This is a genomic window from Streptomyces sp. NPDC038135, from assembly GCF_055601245.1.
Genome location: NZ_JBVJXS010000006.1, coordinates 520671 through 537270, shown reverse-complemented (window position 1 = coordinate 537270; position 16600 = coordinate 520671). Strand labels below are relative to the sequence as shown.

The following is a 16600-nucleotide window of genomic DNA, read 5'->3' as shown; positions in this document are numbered from 1 at the left end:
CCGCTCCCTAGGGCCGGGTACGGCGGAAGACCGGTTCGGCCCACGCTGGCGGCGGCCCGGGCTCGGTCCGCGCCGGGTGGTCCGGCGCCGTGGCGGCCGGGGCGGCGCGCAGGGCGGCCACGAAGTCGAGGCAGGTGTCGTAGCGGGCTTCCGGACTCTTGGCGAGGGCCCGGGCGAAGACCGCGTCGACGGCTCGGGGCAGACCGGGGCGGACGGTGCTCGGCGGGGCCGGTTCCGCGTACTGGTGGGCCCACAGCAGGGCCATGTCGTCCTCGCGCTGGAAGGGCGGGCGTCCGGTCAGGGTCTCCTGGACGACGCAGGCGAGGCCGTAGACGTCGCAGCGGCCGTCGACGGGCCGGCCGGAGATCTGCTCGGGGGCCACGTAGTCGAGGGTGCCGACGAACTGGCCGACGTGGGTGAACCCGGTCAGCGACAGCGACTTCTTGGTCAGTCCGAAGTCGGTGAGGTAGACGTGCTCCGGATGGTCGCTGTCGGTGCCGCGCGCGATCAGGACGTTCCCGGGCTTGACGTCCCGGTGGACCAGGCCGTGTTCGTGGGCGGCGTCCAGCGCGGAGGCTACCTGGGCGGCGATGCGCACGGCGTCGGCGAAGGGCAGCGGTCCGCGCTCGTCGAGCAGCTGGCGCAGGTCGCTGCCGGGGACGTAGCGCATGGCGATGTACAGGACGCCGTCCGCCTCGCCGGCCTCGAAGACGGGGACGATGTGCGGGTGGTCGAGGGCGGCGGCCACCCGGGATTCGTGGGTGAAGCGCTTGCGGAAGGTGTCGTTGCGGGCGAGTTCCGGGGCGAGCAGCTTGATCGCGACGGTGCGGTCCAGACGCAGGTCGCGGGCTCGGTACACGACGGCCATGCCGCCGCGGCCGATCACGCTCTCCAGCAGGTAGCCGGCCACCCGGTGCCCGACGAGTTCCGGGGGCCGCCCCGAGGACAGGCCGGTCCGGCCGGCCATCAGGGCTCACCCCGGGGGGCGGCGTACCGGGTGGGGGCGTGGTCGGGCGTGCCGGCGGGGGCCGGGCCCTCGGTGGCGTGGTCGGGCGTGCCGGTGGAGGCCGGGTGCTCGGTGGCGTAGGTGTGCAGCCGGCGTCCGTCGGCGTACATCCAGCGGCCCGCGTCGGGGTCGTAGACCCACATCGACTCGCCGTCGACCACGATCCCGATGCGCAGCTCCCGGGTGCGGTCCTCGAAGGCCCGGCCGTCCAGGCCGCCGTCCGCCAGCTCGCGCACGGCCGCCCGGTAGCCGGCCAGGGCGCGTTCGGCGCGGGCCAGCAGCGGGAGCGGGTCGGTGGTGCCGGCGGGCGGGTCCTCGGCGGCGGGCGGGTCCCGGGGCACGGCGACCAGGTGCCGGCCGTCGACCCAGGCGGTCCAGCCGTTGGCGCAGCGGATGTGCGCCCAGTCGCCGAGCCGTTCGACGACTTCGACGGGCAGCAGCCGGTCGAGGGACACGGTGGGGCGGGCCGGGTCGGGCGCCTCCCAGGCCGGCATGCCGTCGGGCGGCACGACGTGGGTCGGCCGGAACGCGGGGGCGTGCTGTCCGCTCATCGGGCCGCCCGTCCGCGCATCACGGCGGGTTCCTGCCGGCGCAGCAGCGGGAGGACCAGCAGGCCGTAGACGACGGAGAGCGCCAGCAGCATGCCCATGTCGAGCAGCCAGATCCCGGCCGAGTGCCGGAACAGCGGGTCGGCGGTGACGGTGCCCGGCACGGTCCGGGCCAGCCCGATCGAGCCGGCCATGGCGCCGAGCGCCCAGCGGGCGGGCACCAGCCAGGACAGCTCCTCCAGTCCGGGCACACCGTGCAGCGGGAGCAGCGCGCCGCAGAAGACGACCTGGACGATGGCGAGCAGCACCAGCAGCGGCATCGTCACCTCCTCCTTGCGCACCAGTGCGGACACCAGCAGGCCCAGCGTCATGGCCGTGAAGGCCAGCAGGGCGACGGCGAGGGTGATCTCGGCGAGCGGTGGCAGCAGGACGCCCCGGCCGCCGGGGGCGTTGAGGTCGACGCCGAGCAGGGCGACCAGGGTGAGGACGACGGCCTGGACGACCGTGACCGTGCCGAGCACCACCACCTTGGACATCAGATAGGCCGATCTGGACAGGCCGACGGCGCGTTCGCGCCGGTAGACCGCGCGTTCCTTGACGAGTTCGCGCACCGCGTTGGCGGCTCCGGTGAGCACGGCGCCGACGCACAGGATGAGCAGCGCGTTCATCGCGGTGTCCCGGGTGAGCCTGCCGCCGGCCAGGGCCCGGGCCATGGCGCCCATCACGAACGGCAGCGCGATCATCACGGCGAGGAAGGTGCGGTCGGCGGCCAGGACGGCGGTGTACCGGCGCACCAGGGTGCCGAGCTGGGCGCCCCAGCCGCGCGGGAGCGGCGGTGGCACGGGTACGGCCGGGGCGGCGGACGGCAGCCGGGGCTGGGTGCCGGCCTCGGTGACGTAGTACCGGTGGAACGGGGAGTCGCGGTACTCCCCCGCCCAGTCGCGGTCCTGGTCGCGGTCGAAGGCCTCGAAGGCCTCCGGCCACTGCTCGAAGCCGAAGAAGGCGAGGGCGTCCTCGGGCCGGCCGTAGTAGGCGGTCCGGCCGCCGGGGGCGAGCACCAGCAGGCGGTCGCAGACGTCGAGGCTGAGCACGCTGTGCGTGACGACGATGACGGTGCGGCCGTCGTCGGCGAGGCCGCGCAGCATGTGCATCACCGACCGGTCCATGCCGGGGTCGAGTCCGGAGGTCGGTTCGTCGAGGAAGAGCAGGGACGGTTTGGTCAGCAGCTCCAGGGCCACGCTGACCCGTTTGCGCTGGCCGCCGGAGAGGCTGTGCACGGGCTGGCCGGCCCGTGTCCCGAGGCCCAGCTCCCGGATCACCTCGTCCACCCGGGCCTGCCGTTCGGCGCGCGCGGTGTCGCCGGGGAAGCGCAGCTCGGCCGCGTAGGACAGGGCGGCGCGCACGGTGAGCTGGGGGTGCAGGATGTCGTCCTGCGGGACCAGGCCGATGCGCCGGCACAGCTCGGCGTGGTCGTGGTAGAGGTCGCGGCCGTCGTACAGGACCGTGCCGTGGTCGGCGGGGCGCTGTCCGGTGAGGGCGCCGAGCAGCGTGGACTTGCCGGAGCCGCTCGGCCCGACGACGGCGAGCAGGCACTTCTCCCCCACCGGGAAGGAGACGTGGTCGAGGATGACCTTGCCGCCGCCGTCCACGGTCACGGTGAGGTCCTGGACGTCGAGCGAGACCTCGCCGGTGTCGACGTACTCCTGCAGTTCGTCGTCGACGAGGCAGTAGGTGATGTGGCCGATGCCGACGAGGTCGCCGGGGCCGACCGGGGCCTGGGTGACGGGGGCGCCGTTCAGATACGTGCCGTTGTGGCTGCCGAGGTCGGCGATCTCGTAGCTGCCGTCGGCGTGGGCGCGCAGTTCGGCGTGGTGGCGGGAGACGGTCAGGTCGTCGACGACGAGGTCGTTGTCCTCGGCCCGGCCGATGCGGATGGTGCGGACGGGCAGCGGCCGGACGCTGCTCGGGGCCCGGTAGGTACCGGTCAGCTCGGGGTGGGAGACGACCGAGGGGCCGTGCGCGGCGGGCTCGGCGGCCCCGGCAGGCTGCACGGCCCCGGCGGGCTCCACCGGCTCGGCGCCGGCGGGCTCGGGCGGGGCCAGGGGGACGGCGCGGGGGCCGTCGGAGGGGTTGCCGAAGCGTATGACGCTGCCGGGGCGGACGTCCCACTCCTCTATGCGCCGGCCGTCGGCGTAGGTGCCGTTGGTGCTCTGCGCGTCCCGCAGGGTCCAGCGGTCGTGGTCGCAGCGGAGCACCGCGTGGTGCCACGAGACCCGGTCGTCGTCGAACACGATGTCGCTCAGCGGATCGCGCCCGACGTGGTAGTCCTGGCCCGGGTTCATCACCGTGGAGCCCGCGTCGGTCTCGAGCACGAGTTCGGGCGCCGCCGGGGCGATTGGCCGCTCCGCCATGCCCAGAATTGTACCGATCCGCCCTTTCTCGCGCCCGGCCGGTGAGGCGGCCGGCGGCGCGCGACGGGCGCCTTGGCACGTGTCAGGCGACGGGGACGACGAGCGCCGGGAGGGTGCGCTGCATGCGCAGGGCGTCCACCGACTCGGCGAGCAGTTCGTACTCGGTGGTGTCGTCGCTGGCGGCGATCCGCACCAGCCGTCCGCCCGCCAGCTCGTCCGCGATCAGCGCCTGCCGGGCGTCGTCGGCGCACCAGGCGCGCAGCAGGGCGGGGACGTCGGCCACCGTGTCCGCGACCGGGACGAGCGCGGCCGCGGGGAAGGCGGCGTCCTGCGGGCTCGGATCCAGCCGCTCGGCGATCCAGGACGCCCGGTCGCGCAGCCACCACAGGGCCAGCGCCAGCGTGGGCGCGCGGTAGGTGCCGAGCGGGACGCCGATACGCTGCCCGCCGCACATGCCGTACGCGGTGACATGGCACAGGAATTCGTCGTGCACGATCACTCCCCCGTCGCCTCGCTGGTGTGCCGGCCGGCCCTCGCTCTCGGTGCGGCTCCTGTGCGGTGAAGTGCCCCTGCTATTCGAGTATCGCCACTCCCGAAACACTGTCACCATGACTTTCCGGCCAGTCTCCTGGCATATTCACCGCCCACTCTGGCCGAAATACCCCGGGTATCCGGGGGCGCGTCATTACCCGGGAGGTAATCGACCCTCCCCGCGCCGCTCGGGCATGGTGGTCACACCGGATCGGCGAATCCCGTATCCGGTTCCCGACCAGCGGTTACGACCTCGATGGAGGCTGATTCACCATGTCCGTGAACTACGAGAGCGCCGTCGCCCGTTACTTCGAGGCCTGGAACGCCGTCGAGCCGGAGGCGCTGCGGAAGGCGGTCGCCGCGGCCTGGACCGAGGACGGCGGCTACACCGACCCGCTGGCCGAGGTGCGCGGCCACGAGGGCGTCGCGGCCGTGATCGCGGCGGTCCACGAGCAGTTCCCCGGTTTCGTGTTCCGTCCCCACGGCGCGGTGGACGGCCACCACGACATCGCGCGTTTCGGCTGGGAACTGGTGAACGAGCAGGACGGCTCGGCGCCGGTCGCCGGTTTCGACGTGATCACTCTGGACGGCGACGGCCGTATCCGGCAGGTGCTGGGTTTCCTCGACCGCATGCCTCCGGCGGCCTGAGGCCGGGACCGGCGACCACGTCAAACGGAATTCCCTGTTCGGAATTCCCGGAACGCACCGCGGCCCCGCGCGGATATCGCGGGCCGCGGCACGGCGAAAGGGCGGCCGGACGCAACTCGTCCGGCCGCCCTTCGCGCTTTTCTCAGCCCTTCAGAACGGCGTCGATGCGCGCCAGTTCCTCGTCGTCGAAGTCGAGGGCGCGCACCGCTCCGACACTGTCCTCGAGCTGCTGCGGGCTGCTCGCGCCGACCAGCGCGGAGGTGACCCGGCCGCCGCGCAGCACCCAGGCCAGGGCCATCTGGGCCAGGGTCTGCCCGCGGGACCCGGCGATCCCGTTCAGGGCGCGCAGCCGGCCGACCAGGTCCTCGGTGACGGCGTCCGAGTTCAGGAAGGGGCTGTCGCTCGCGGCCCGGGAGTCCTCCGGGATGCCGTCGAGGTAGCGCCCGGTGAGCAGGCCCTGCTCCAGCGGGGAGTAGACGACCGAGCCGGCCTGGAGCTCGTCCAGGGCGTCCAGCACGCCCTCCTCCTCGGGCCGCCGGTCGAGCATCGAGTAGCGCGGCTGGTGGACGAGGAGCGGGGTGCCGAGATCGGCGAGGATCCGGGCGGCCTCGCGGGTCTGCTCGGCGGAGTAGTTGGAGACGCCGACGTAGAGCGCCTTGCCCTGCCGCACCGCCGTGTGCAGGGCGCCCATCGTCTCCTCCAGCGGAGTGTCCGGGTCGAAGCGGTGCGAGTAGAAGATGTCGACGTAGTCCAGGCCCATGCGCTTCAGGCTCTGGTCGAGCGAGGACAGCAGGTACTTGCGCGAGCCCCATTCGCCGTACGGGCCGGGCCACATCAGGTAGCCGGCCTTGGTGGAGATCACCAGCTCGTCGCGGTAGGGCGTGAAGTCGGCCTTCAGGGCCTCGCCGAGCGCGGACTCGGCGGCTCCCGGCGGGGGTCCGTAGTTGTTGGCCAGGTCGAAGTGGGTGACGCCGAGGTCGAAGGCGCGGCGCAGGATGGCGCGCTGGGTCTCGGCGGGCCGGCCGGGCCCGAAGTTGTGCCACAGGCCGAGCGACAGCGCGGGGAGCTTGAGGCCGCTGCGTCCGGCGCGCCGGTAGGGCATGTCCGCGTAGCGGTCGGGGTGTGCGGTGTACAACGCGACTCCAGAGGGGTGGGCACAAGATCTACCACTTCCACTCTCCACCGAACGCCGGGCAGCGGTCCAACAGGAGAATCCGATGGAATTCAGCGGATAGGCTTCTCAATCATGGAACTGCGCCATCTCCAGCACTTCGTCGCGGTCGCCGAGGACCAGCACTTCACCCGGGCAGCCGAGCGCCTCATGGTGTCCCAGTCCGGCCTGTCGGCCTCGATCCGGGCGCTGGAGCGGGAGTTGCGGGCGCCGTTGTTCGTGCGGACCACCCGGCGCGTGACGCTCACCGAGGCGGGGCGTGCGCTGCTGGTGGAGGCCGAGCGGATCCTGGCGCAGGTGCGCTCGGCGCACGAGGCGGTGGCCGCGGTGCAGGGCGTGCTGCGCGGCACGCTGGCGCTCGGCACCGAGCAGTGCATCGCCGGGGTGCACGTGGCGGGACTGCTGGCGGCCTTCCGGCGCCGGCACCCGGACGTGGAGATCCGGCTGCGGCAGGCGGGCTCGGGGGCACTGGCCGAGGAGGTGGCCGCCGGGCGGCTGGACCTGGCCTTCGCCTACCGCACCCAGGCGGACACCGACCAGCTCCGCTCGGTGTCCCTGACCAGCGAGCCCATGACGGTGCTGTGCCATCCGAGCCACCGGCTCGCCGCGGCCGGCGCGGTACTCGCGCCGGACGACCTGGCCGGCGAGGTGTTCGTGGACTTCCACCCGGACTGGGGCCCGCGCCGCAGCACCGACGCCGCCTTCACCGCGGCCGGGGTCCGGCGCACGGTCGCGCTGGAGGTCAACGACGTGCACAGCCTGCTGGACCTGGTCGACGAGAACCTCGGCATCGCCGTCGTGCCACGCCACTTCCGGCACAAGCGCCCCTCGCTGACGGCGCTGCCGGTGAAGGGGCCGGTCGAGGCGGAGTACGAGACGGTCGCCCTGCTGCCCCCGGAGCGAGCCACCAGCCCGGCGGCCCGGGCCCTGGTAGCGCTCCTGGACACGGACGGCACGGCTGTCTGACGGGGCGGCCCGGCGCGAACGGAGACGCCGGCCGGTGCGGGGACGGCCCGGGGGCACAGAGGGGAACGGGCACGGCGGCACGGGAACCGACACGCAGCCCGGGCGGGAAGGGTCCGGCGCCCGGGGGCGACTGCGGGCCGGCGGCCTGCGAGGAACGGACCCGCGGACTCAAGGCCGGACAGTCCCGCGGCTCGGGCGGGGACGGCCAAGCGGCTTCGCGGAAACAGACCTGCGGCCCTGGCGCGAACGGCCCGGCGGTCCTGGGAGAGAACGAGCACACGGCCCGGGCGGGAACGGACCCACGGCTCGGGCGGGGACGCCGCCGCGGCCCGGGCGGTGAGGCGCCGTCGACCCGCGCGGCAGGAGTCCGGCGGCCCGTGTGGCAAGAGTCCGGCGGTCCGGGTGGCAAGGGCCTGGCGACGACACCGGCCGGGCCGTTGCGGGCGCGCGGGCGGGCCTGATGCGCGAGGGTGGACGTCATGCATGCCAAGGACATCCTCATCGACGGCTACGGCCGCATCCAGGAAGAAGTCCACGCCGCCCTGAAGGGACTGGGGCCCGACGAGCTGCACTTCCGTCCGGCGCCCGGCGCCAACTCCGCCGCCTGGCTCGTCTGGCACCTCACCCGGGTGCAGGACGACCACGTCGCCGACGCCTTCGGCCTCGACCAGGTCTGGCTGTCCCAGGGCTGGGAGAAGCGCCTCGGCCTCGACCTGCCCCGCCACGACACCGGCTACGGGCACGACCCCGACCAGGTCGCGAAGGTGCGGGTCGAGTCCGCCGAGCTGCTCACCGGGTACTACGACGCCGTCCACGAGCAGACCCTGGGCGCCCTGCGCGGCCTCGCCGCGAAGGACCTGGAACGGATCGTGGACGAGCGCTGGGATCCGCCGGTCACCCTGGGCGCCCGCCTGGTGAGCGTCCTGTCCGACGATCTCCAGCACGTCGGACAGGCCGCCTACCTGCGGGGGCTCGCTCAGAGCGCGGCCGCGTAACCCGGCAGGACCACGTCGTCGATGAGCGCCCGGCGCTCGTCGAACGGGATGAACGCGCTCTTGACGGCGTTCACGGTGACCGTGCGCAGGTCCTCCACCGTCCAGCCGGCCTCCTCGACCAGCAGCGACATCTCCCGGGTCATCGTCGTGCCCGACACCAGCCGGTTGTCGGTGTTGAGGGTGACCCGGAAGCCGAGGTCCTTCAGCGCGGTGATGGGGTGCTCGGCGATCGAGGCGGCGCAGCCGGTCTGGAGGTTGGAGGTCGGGCACATCTCCAGCGGGATCCGCCGGTCGCGCACCCAGCCGGCCAGCCTGCCGAGCTTGCCGTCCACGATGTCCTCGGTGATGCGCACGCCGTGGCCGATGCGCTGGGCCCCGCACACCTGGAGGGCCTGGTGGATGCTGGGCAGGCCGTGCGCCTCGCCGGCGTGGATGGTGAACGGCACGCTCTCGCGGCGCAGGTGCTCGAAGGCGGCCAGGTGGTCGGCGGGCGGGAAGCCGTCCTCGGCCCCGGCGATGTCGAAGCCGACGACACCGGCGTCGCGGTAGGCGACGGCCAGGTCGGCGGCCTCGCGGACCCGGTCGAACATCCGCATGCCGCAGAGCAGGGTGCCGACGCGCACCGGGGTGCCGGCGGCGGCCGCCTTGGCCATGCCGGCGGCGAGGCCCTCCTGCACCGTCTCCACGACCTCGCGCATCGACAGCCCGCCCGCGGTGTTCAGCTCGGGGGCGTAGCGCACCTCGGCGTAGACGACGCCGTCGGCGGCGAGGTCGAGGACGTACTCCTCGGCGACCCGCAGCAGGCCCTCGCGGTTCTGCATGACCGCGAGGGTGTGCTCGAAGGTGGCTATGTAGCGGACCAGGTCGCCGGAGTTGGCGGCCTCGTAGTACCAGGCGGCCAGCTCGTCGGGGTCGGTGGTGGGCAGGGTGTGGCCGACCGCGGCGGCGAGTTCCACGACGGTGGCGGGGCGCAGGCCGCCGTCGAGGTGGTCGTGCAGGACGGCCTTGGGCAGGCGGCGGATGACGTCGGTGTCTACGCGCGTAGCGGTCATGGCGGTTCTTTCCTTGGGCGGGTGGTTCCGAGTGGCGGGAGGAAGGTCAGCCGACGGGCTGGAGCAGGTCCCAGCGGTTGCCGTACAGGTCCTGGAAGACGGCGACCGTGCCGTACGGCTCGTGCCGCGGCTCCTCCAGGAAGGTCACGCCGGCGGCGGCCATCCGGGCGTGGTCGCGGGCGAAGTCGTCGGTGTGCAGGAAGAACCCGACGCGGCCGCCGGTCTGGTCCCCCACCCGGGCGCGCTGCTCCTCGCCCTTGGCGCGGGCCAGCAGCAGGCCGGTACCGTGGTCCGCCGTGCCCTCACCGCGCGCGTCCGGCTCCACGACGACCCAGCGGGAGCCGTCCGGCCGGGGCTCGTCCTCGGCCAGCCGGAACCCGAGGGCGCCGGTGTAGAAGCGGATGGCCTCGTCGTAGTCGTCCACGACGAGGGTGACCAGGGCAACGCGTCGCATCGGGGCCTTCCGGTGGGGGTGGACTGGCGGGTGAGGTTATACGTAAAACCCCGCGAGCGCCAGTCACTGTCCCGGGGCTTCGGGCGGAGGCGTGCCGGCGGCCCGTGGTCCGGCGGTCGGGTTACGGGCTCTGGTCGCCCTGCGCGACCTCGACCCGGTGGTGGACGTCGGCCAGTCCGGCCGCGGACGCCACGCAGGAGGCGGCGGCGCACACGAGGAGCAGGGCGGCGATCGAACGGCCGGCCCGGTGGGGAGGGCGCGCGCCGACCAGCAGGGCCCGGACCCGCAGCGGGACGGGGCCCGCCGTCGCGGCGGCGGCGAAGGCGGGCCGCCGGGAGTGGTCGCCCTGGGCCGCGAGGGCGGCGCGGGCGATGGCACGGGCGGTCAGCCGCCGGTCCCCGACCCGGGCGGCGGCGGCCTCGTCGGCGGCGCGCTCGGCGGCGAGCCGGATGCTGTCGCGAACCGGGCGGAGGGCGGGGTGGCAGTGCGCGGCGACCTCGGCCGCGGCGAGGAAGTAGTGGTGGCCGCCCTCGTTGTGCGCCCGCTCGTGCGCGAACAGCGCCTCGCGTTCCGGACCGTCGAGGGAGCGCAGCATGGCGGTGGTGACGACGATGCGGTGCGGGCGGCCGGGCAGGGCGTAGGCGTCCGGGCGGGCGGACTCCACCACGCACAGGTCGCCCGCGGCGGGCCCGCGCCCGGCCTCGGTGCGGGCCGTCCGGAACGCGCGGGTCTGGCGCAGGACGGAGCGGGCCAGGGTCGAGGCGCACACCGCGAGGGCTCCGACGGAGACCGCGGCGGCGGGCAGGACCACGAGGTCCGAGGCGGTGCGCAGGGGGTGTATCAGCTCACCGAGCGCGGCGAACAGCGGCACCTTGAGCAGGCCCGTCAGCAGGAAGACGCCGAGCGTGCCCAGCGAGCAGCCGGCCAGCACGACCGCGCACGCGGTGACCGCCCACAGCGCGGCCACCGGCGCCAGCCGGTCGAGCGCCCGGCGGGCCAGGGCCGGCAGGGCGAACGGCAGCAGCAGCGGCAGCACGGCCAGGAGAAGGAGCGGGGCGGTCATTGGTCGCCGGGTTCGAGCAGGTCCCGCAGGATGCGCTCGTCGCCCGGGCTGAGCTGGGCGACGAAGCGGGCGAGGACGGTCTCGCGGTCGCTGTCCCGGTCGAGTTCGGTGTGCATCCGGCGGGCGGTGAGGCCCTGGGCGTCCTGGACCGGGAAGTAGGCGTAGCCGCGCCCCTGGCGCCGCCGGTCGACGATGCCCTTGTCGTGCAGCCGGGTCAGGATCGTCGTGACCGTCGTACGGGCGAGACCGCCGCCGAGGCCGTGCTGGACCTCGCCGGGCGTCTGCGGCGTGCCGGCTGCCCAGAGGGCGGCCATCACGCTCGCTTCGAGCTCGCCGGCCGGCCTGCGCGCGTCCCTGGCGTCGGTCATCGGATCGTTCCTCACCCCGTCCTCGTCCACGGCCCGGCGGACCGGCTACGTCAGTGTAGTCGGCCGGGGTCCGGCGCCGCCCGTGCGGGGCCTCCGACGGCCCGCGCTGCGTGGCGGCCTTCGCGTGCATGCCCCCGGCTCGCGCCTGGCCCCCGGCGCTGTGGCGGCCGGCGGTCAGCCGGCCTGGGAGCGGGCCCCGTCGAGGCGGGCGAGCTGCTCGCCGGTGAGGCGCAGTGCGCCGGCGGCGACGTTCTGGACGAGGTGGGCGGGGTCGCCGGTGCCGGGGATGGCGAGGACGTGCGGGCCCTGGTGCAGGGTCCAGGCGATGCGGATCTGGGCGGGGCTCACATCGTGCTCCCGGGCGACGGACAGGACGGCGTCGTCGTGGGCGGTGGTCGCGCCGTGCTGCCCGGCCGCGCCCGCGACGGCGTAGAAGGGGACGAAGGCGATGCCGTGCTCGCCGCACAGGCGCAGCACCTCGTCGTCGACGGGCTCGGGCCGGTCCAGGGCGTACCGGTTCTGCACGCACACCACCGGCGCGATCTCCAGGGCCTCGGTCAGGTGCCGCGGTTCGACGCCGGAGACGCCGAGGTGCCGGATCAGCCCGGCCTCCCGCAGCTCGGCGAGGGCGCCGAAGTGCTCGGCTATCGAATCCTGATTCTGACGGCGGTAGTTGACGACGTCGAGGTGGTCCCGGCCGAGCTGGCGCAGGTTCTCCTCCACGTGGCCGCGCAGCTCGTCGGGGCGGGCCGCGGCGGTCCACTCGCCCTGCTCGTCGCGGTGCGGGCCGACCTTGGTGACGATGACCAGGTCGCCGGGGTACGGGGACAGCGCGGTGTTGATCAGTTCGTTGGCGGAGCGCAGGGACGAGAAGTAGAAGGCGGCCGTGTCGATGTGGTTGACACCGAGTTCGACGGCCTTGCGCAGCACGGCGAGGGAGCGTTCCCGCACGCTCGGGGTGCCGAGGTGGAAGGCGGCGCTGCCCGTCAGCCGCATCGCGCCGAGGCCGACACGGTGGACGGGCAGGTCGCCGAGACGGAGGGTGCCGGAGGCTTCCGCGGTGATCGTTTCGGAGGTCATCGGCGGAGTCTCGCACGCGGCGCGCCGCCGGGCATCGGCGATATGCCCCGACGGACCCGCTCGCGCGGCACCGGCACGCGCGTCGGCGTCGAGCGCGGCACCGTGACCGCTTCCCGGCGTCGCGTACGGTCCAGGCGGCCGGCAGCCCCAGCGTGACGGAGGCCCCCACCCTCCCGCGGTTCCCATGTCGTGAACCCGCGGTCCGGCGAACGGAGCGGGCGCCCGCCGCGCCACATCCGCCGGGACGGCCGTGTCGCCGGCCGTAGCGGTCAGTCCTCGTCCTGGCCCTGCACCACGACGAGGAAGGCGTCCGACTTCAGATCCATCACCACGGTGGCGGCCTCGCCCTGGGCGCGGCGCGCGGCCGCGTACTCCTCCGCGGGCCACGATCCGCGCGGGGCTCCCGCGGGGAATCGCTCCAACACCTTCGCGCTCATGGCGGCTCACACCTCCAGCGTCGGGACCGGCCCGGACCGTTCTCCCGGCCCGTACTCTCCGCCTGCCCGGGACGGCCGCGGTCATGTCCCGGACATCTCCGACGTCCGTGCCGCGCGCACGCCGGACACGTCCCGCATCCGTCCGGCACGCGCGCGTCGAAGAGACGGACAAAGGGGAACTCGGCAGGACCCCGGTCAGCGGCACGAAGGGCGGAGACGGATGGACGGCGACGACGTGAAGCGCTGCCTGGTGACGGGCGGCACGGGGTACATCGGCGGCCGCCTCGTCCCGGAGCTCCTCGCCGCCGGATACCGGGTCCGCTGCCTCGCCCGCTCCCCCGGCAAGCTGCGCGACCATCCCTGGGCCGGCGACATCGAGGTGGCGCACGGCGACGTCACCGACGCGGACTCCGTCGCGGAGGCCATGCGGGACGTCGACGTGGCCTACTACCTGGTCCACGCCCTCGTCACCGGCGAGGGCTTCGAGGAGACCGACCGCGAGGCGGCCCGGATCTTCGGCGAACAGGCCCGGGCGGCCGGCGTGAAGCGCATCGTCTACCTGGGCGGACTGACCCCCCAGGGCGTGCCCGAGCACGAACTCTCCCCGCACCTGCGGTCCCGCGCCGAGGTCGGCCGCATCCTCATGGACTGCGGAGTGCCCACCGCCGTGCTGCGCGCGGCCGTGATCATCGGCTCCGGCTCGGCCTCGTTCGAGATGCTGCGCTACCTCACCGAGCGGCTGCCCGTCATGGTCACGCCGAGCTGGGTGCACACCCGCATCCAGCCCATAGCCGTACGGGACGTGCTGCGCCTGCTGGTCGGCAGCGCCGAACTGCCCGCGGACGTGAACCGGACCTTCGACATCGGCGGCCCCGACGTCCTCACGTACCGGGAGATGATGGTCCGCTACGCGGAGATCGCGGGGCTGCCGCGCCGGGTGATCCTGCCCGTGCCCGTCCTCACCCCGACGCTGTCCAGCCACTGGGTCGGGCTCGTCACGCCGGTGCCCGCCTCCATCGCCCGGCCGCTTGCGGAGTCGCTGCGCCACGAGGTGGTCTGCCACGAGCGCGACATCGAGGGGTACCTGCCGTACCCGCCCGGGCGGCCGCTGCCCTTCGACACGGCCGTACGGCTGGCGCTGCAGCGGGTCCGCGACGCCCAGGTGGTCACCCGCTGGACGTCCGCCGCGGTGCCCGGCGCGCCGAGCGACCCGCTGCCCACCGACCCCGACTGGGCCGGCGGCAGCCTGTACACGGACGTCCGCGAGACCGAGGTGGACGCTCCGCCCGAGGCGCTGTGGCGGGTCGTCGAGGGGGTGGGCGGGGAGAACGGCTGGTACTCCTTCCCGCTCGCCTGGGCGCTGCGCGGCTGGCTGGACCGGCTGGCGGGCGGCGTCGGACTGCGCCGCGGCCGGCGGGACGCGCAGCGGCTGCGGGTCGGGGACTCGCTCGACTTCTGGCGGGTGGAGGAGATCGTGCCCGGGCGCCTGCTGCGGCTGCGGGCGGAGATGCGGCTGCCGGGACTGGCCTGGCTGGAGATGTACGTGGAACCCGACGGCGCCGGACGCTGCCGGTACCGGCAGCGCGCGCTGTTCCATCCGCACGGGCTGCTCGGCCAGGCCTACTGGTGGGGCGTCTCCCCGTTCCACGCCGTGGTGTTCGGCGGCATGGCCCGCAACATCGCCCGCGCCGCCGCCACCACCACGCCGCTCCCCCGGCGGAGGGAGCGGGCGGCCGCGCGCTGACGCACCGCATCCGCCGGGCGCCGTGGACCGGAAGGAACCACCGTCCAGCGCCCGCTCTCCCGCCCGACGCCCCGGAGCCGCACCATGAACGTCTCGGTCGTCCTGTTCACCGCCGACCTGCGTCTGCACGACCATCCGCCGCTGCGGGCGGCGCTGGACGGCACCCGGCACGTGGTCCCGCTCTTCGTGCGCGACCGGGGAGTGGACGAGGCCGGGTACGCGGCGCCCAACCGGCTGGCGTTCCTCGCCGACTGCCTGCGCGATCTGGACGCGGGCCTGCGCGAGCGGGGCGGCCGGCTGGTGCTCCGCTCCGGCGACCTGGTCGAGGAGGTGTGCAAGGTGGTCACCGAGGCCGACGCGGACGAGGTGCACATGGCCGCCGACGTCAGCGGCTACGCGCACCGCCGGGAGGAGCGGCTGCGCCGGGCCCTGGAGGCCGACGGGCGCCGGCTGCACGTCCACGACACGGTGACCACGGCGCTGACGCCGGGCGCGGTGACGCCGGCCTCCTCGGACCACTTCACGGTGTTCACGCCGTACTTCCGGCAGTGGTCGCAGGCGGGGCTGCGCGACGCGCTCGGCGCGCCCCGGGCGATCCGGGTGCCGGACGGCGTCGGGTCCGAGGAGCTTCCGTCGCGCGCGCGGCTGACGGGGGTGTCCGAGGGGCTGGCCGAGGGCGGGGAGGTGCTCGGCCGCAAGCTGGTCACCGTGTGGCTGCGCCGTGGTGTGGCGCGGTACGAGGACCGGCACGACGATCTGGCCGGCGACGCGACCAGCCGGCTCTCCCCGCACCTGCACTTCGGCACGCTCTCGCCGGTGGAGCTGGTGCACCGCGCCCGCAGGGTGGGCGGCCCGGGCGCCGAGGCGTTCGTCCGGCAGCTCGCCTGGCGTGACTTCCACCGCCAGGTGCTGGCGGCCCGGCCGGCCGCCTCGAGCGCCGACTACCGCACCAAGCAGGACCGCTGGCGCACCGAGCGGACGGCGGGCGGGGACATCGAGGCGTGGCGGGAGGGGCGTACCGGTTATCCGATCGTCGACGCCGCGATGCGTCAGCTCAGGTACGAGGGCTGGATGCACAACCGCGGCCGGCTGCTGGCCGCGAGCTTCCTGGCCAAGACGCTGTACGTGGACTGGCGGGTGGGCGCCCGGCACTTCCTGGATCTGCTGGTCGACGGGGACGTGGCCAACAACCAGCTCAACTGGCAGTGGATGGCCGGCACCGGCACCGACACCCGGCCCAACCGCGTCCTCAACCCGGTCACCCAGGGCAAGCGGTACGACCCGGACGGCGCGTACGTGCGCCACTGGGTGCCCGAACTGGCGGCGGTGCGGGCTCCGTTGGTGCACGAGCCGTGGAAGCTGGCGGGACCGGAGCGGTCGGCGCTGGAGTACCCGGACCCGATCGTCGGCCTGGCCGAGGGGCTGACCCGGTTCAAACGGGCGCGCGGTCGCGAGGGCTGAGCCGCGGCCGCCTCTCCCCATTTCCCGGGGTCCGCTCGGTCAGGGCCTACACATAAGGGGGAAACAAGGGCAGAATGCGGAGAAGCGGCGCTTACCGCACGTCCCGGCCGGGCACGCACGGGCCGGCGAGTCACGAAGGAGGCGGGACATGGCCGACGTCTCGCACAGGGGTGACATGGCGACCCACCCCGACATCTCCGAGATGCGGACGCGCTACGCCCGCATGCTCGGCGGCCGCGACGTGGCGCTCGTGGACGGGCCGGTGTTCCTGCTCGGCCTGTACTGCGCGGCGTCCCCGTGGATCCTGCACTACACGGCGAGCCAGCCCGCGCTCGCGACCCACAACCTGATCATGGGCATCGCGATCGGGCTGCTGGCCCTGGGCTTCACGACGGCTCCGGCACGGATGTACGGCCTGAGCTGGGCCATGTGCGCCATGGGCGTCTGGATGATCATCGCTCCGTGGATCGTGGGCAGCGGCCCGGACGCAGGCGTGATCGTGAACAACATCGTCATCGGCGCGCTGACCGTGGTCCTCGGGCTGATGTGCGCCGGGACGGCGCAGAAGAGCGCCCCACGAACGTAGAGAGGCCGGCCACCGAGAGACCGGCCGTTGGGAGAAGGGCTCCTGAGTACGGACGCGAGGAAGGAGGACCAGGCGAAGA

General features: G+C 74.2%; 17 protein-coding genes. 6 read left to right on the top strand and 11 right to left on the bottom strand.

Annotation, left to right across the window (positions count from 1 at the left end):
- Window positions 1-7: 7 nt before the first annotated feature.
- From ACZ7JA_RS20060 to ACZ7JA_RS20045, 4 genes are all read right to left on the bottom strand, one after another.
- Complete coding sequence (locus ACZ7JA_RS20060) at window positions 8-967, bottom strand: serine/threonine-protein kinase (protein WP_470809525.1); 960 nt, start codon at window positions 965-967, stop codon at window positions 8-10.
- Window positions 967-1557 (bottom strand): hypothetical protein, encoded by a 591-nt coding sequence (locus ACZ7JA_RS20055; RefSeq protein ID WP_450744125.1) that lies wholly within the window; start codon window positions 1555-1557, stop codon window positions 967-969. The genes ACZ7JA_RS20060 and ACZ7JA_RS20055 overlap by 1 nt, the downstream gene beginning before the upstream one ends.
- On the bottom strand, window positions 1554-3965 hold the full coding sequence (locus ACZ7JA_RS20050) for an ABC transporter ATP-binding protein/permease (protein WP_470809523.1): 2412 nt from the start codon (window positions 3963-3965) through the stop codon (window positions 1554-1556). The genes ACZ7JA_RS20055 and ACZ7JA_RS20050 overlap by 4 nt, the downstream gene beginning before the upstream one ends.
- 82 nt (window positions 3966-4047) lie before the next feature.
- Complete coding sequence (locus ACZ7JA_RS20045; RefSeq protein ID WP_351661108.1) at window positions 4048-4458, bottom strand: hypothetical protein; 411 nt, start codon at window positions 4456-4458, stop codon at window positions 4048-4050.
- 311 nt (window positions 4459-4769) lie between these two features.
- Here ACZ7JA_RS20045 and ACZ7JA_RS20040 point away from each other — a divergent pair, with 311 nt between their 5' ends.
- Complete coding sequence (locus ACZ7JA_RS20040; protein WP_389452722.1) at window positions 4770-5144, top strand: nuclear transport factor 2 family protein; 375 nt, start codon at window positions 4770-4772, stop codon at window positions 5142-5144.
- A gap of 142 nt (window positions 5145-5286) precedes the next feature.
- Here ACZ7JA_RS20040 and mgrA read toward each other — a convergent pair whose 3' ends face one another.
- The gene (mgrA, locus tag ACZ7JA_RS20035; protein ID WP_389297372.1) at window positions 5287-6279 is read right to left on the bottom strand and encodes an L-glyceraldehyde 3-phosphate reductase; all 993 of its coding nucleotides are present in this window, start codon (window positions 6277-6279) and stop codon (window positions 5287-5289) included.
- A gap of 111 nt (window positions 6280-6390) precedes the next feature.
- Here mgrA and ACZ7JA_RS20030 point away from each other — a divergent pair, with 111 nt between their 5' ends.
- Window positions 6391-7281, top strand: coding sequence for a LysR family transcriptional regulator (locus ACZ7JA_RS20030; protein WP_470809520.1), 891 nt, complete (start codon window positions 6391-6393; stop codon window positions 7279-7281).
- 479 nt (window positions 7282-7760) lie between these two features.
- Complete coding sequence (locus tag ACZ7JA_RS20025) at window positions 7761-8276, top strand: mycothiol transferase (protein WP_351661097.1); 516 nt, start codon at window positions 7761-7763, stop codon at window positions 8274-8276.
- Here the strand turns inward: ACZ7JA_RS20025 and ACZ7JA_RS20020 are convergent.
- The 6 genes from ACZ7JA_RS20020 to ACZ7JA_RS19995 all read right to left on the bottom strand — a co-directional run bounded on the left by ACZ7JA_RS20020 (window position 8258) and on the right by ACZ7JA_RS19995 (window position 12730).
- Window positions 8258-9328, bottom strand: coding sequence for an adenosine deaminase (locus ACZ7JA_RS20020; protein WP_351661094.1), 1071 nt, complete (start codon window positions 9326-9328; stop codon window positions 8258-8260). The genes ACZ7JA_RS20025 and ACZ7JA_RS20020 overlap by 19 nt on opposite strands.
- A gap of 46 nt (window positions 9329-9374) precedes the next feature.
- Entirely contained in the window at window positions 9375-9782 is a 408-nt protein-coding gene (locus tag ACZ7JA_RS20015; RefSeq protein WP_470809517.1) for a VOC family protein, read from the bottom strand.
- Window positions 9783-9903: 121 nt separating this feature from the next.
- The gene (locus ACZ7JA_RS20010) at window positions 9904-10845 is read right to left on the bottom strand and encodes a M48 family metalloprotease (RefSeq protein WP_470809515.1); all 942 of its coding nucleotides are present in this window, start codon (window positions 10843-10845) and stop codon (window positions 9904-9906) included.
- Window positions 10842-11213 (bottom strand): BlaI/MecI/CopY family transcriptional regulator, encoded by a 372-nt coding sequence (locus ACZ7JA_RS20005; RefSeq protein WP_351661085.1) that lies wholly within the window; start codon window positions 11211-11213, stop codon window positions 10842-10844. The genes ACZ7JA_RS20010 and ACZ7JA_RS20005 overlap by 4 nt, the downstream gene beginning before the upstream one ends.
- A gap of 174 nt (window positions 11214-11387) precedes the next feature.
- Window positions 11388-12293 carry an aldo/keto reductase gene (locus ACZ7JA_RS20000; protein ID WP_470809513.1) on the bottom strand — a complete coding sequence of 302 codons (906 nt, stop codon included), beginning with the start codon at window positions 12291-12293 and terminating at the stop codon, window positions 11388-11390.
- A 269-nt stretch (window positions 12294-12562) separates the two neighbouring features.
- Complete coding sequence (locus ACZ7JA_RS19995) at window positions 12563-12730, bottom strand: hypothetical protein (RefSeq protein WP_389297359.1); 168 nt, start codon at window positions 12728-12730, stop codon at window positions 12563-12565.
- A gap of 220 nt (window positions 12731-12950) precedes the next feature.
- Here ACZ7JA_RS19995 and ACZ7JA_RS19990 point away from each other — a divergent pair, with 220 nt between their 5' ends.
- From ACZ7JA_RS19990 to ACZ7JA_RS19980, 3 genes are all read left to right on the top strand, one after another.
- Window positions 12951-14474: an SDR family oxidoreductase gene (locus ACZ7JA_RS19990; protein WP_470809511.1), complete on the top strand. Its 1524-nt coding sequence runs from the start codon at window positions 12951-12953 to the stop codon at window positions 14472-14474.
- A gap of 84 nt (window positions 14475-14558) precedes the next feature.
- A complete protein-coding gene (locus tag ACZ7JA_RS19985; protein WP_470809509.1) occupies window positions 14559-15935 on the top strand; it encodes a cryptochrome/photolyase family protein in 1377 nt (458 codons plus the stop codon).
- Window positions 15936-16083: 148 nt separating this feature from the next.
- Window positions 16084-16521, top strand: coding sequence for an SPW repeat protein (locus ACZ7JA_RS19980; RefSeq protein WP_351661071.1), 438 nt, complete (start codon window positions 16084-16086; stop codon window positions 16519-16521).
- The last annotated feature ends 79 nt before the right edge of the window (window positions 16522-16600 follow it).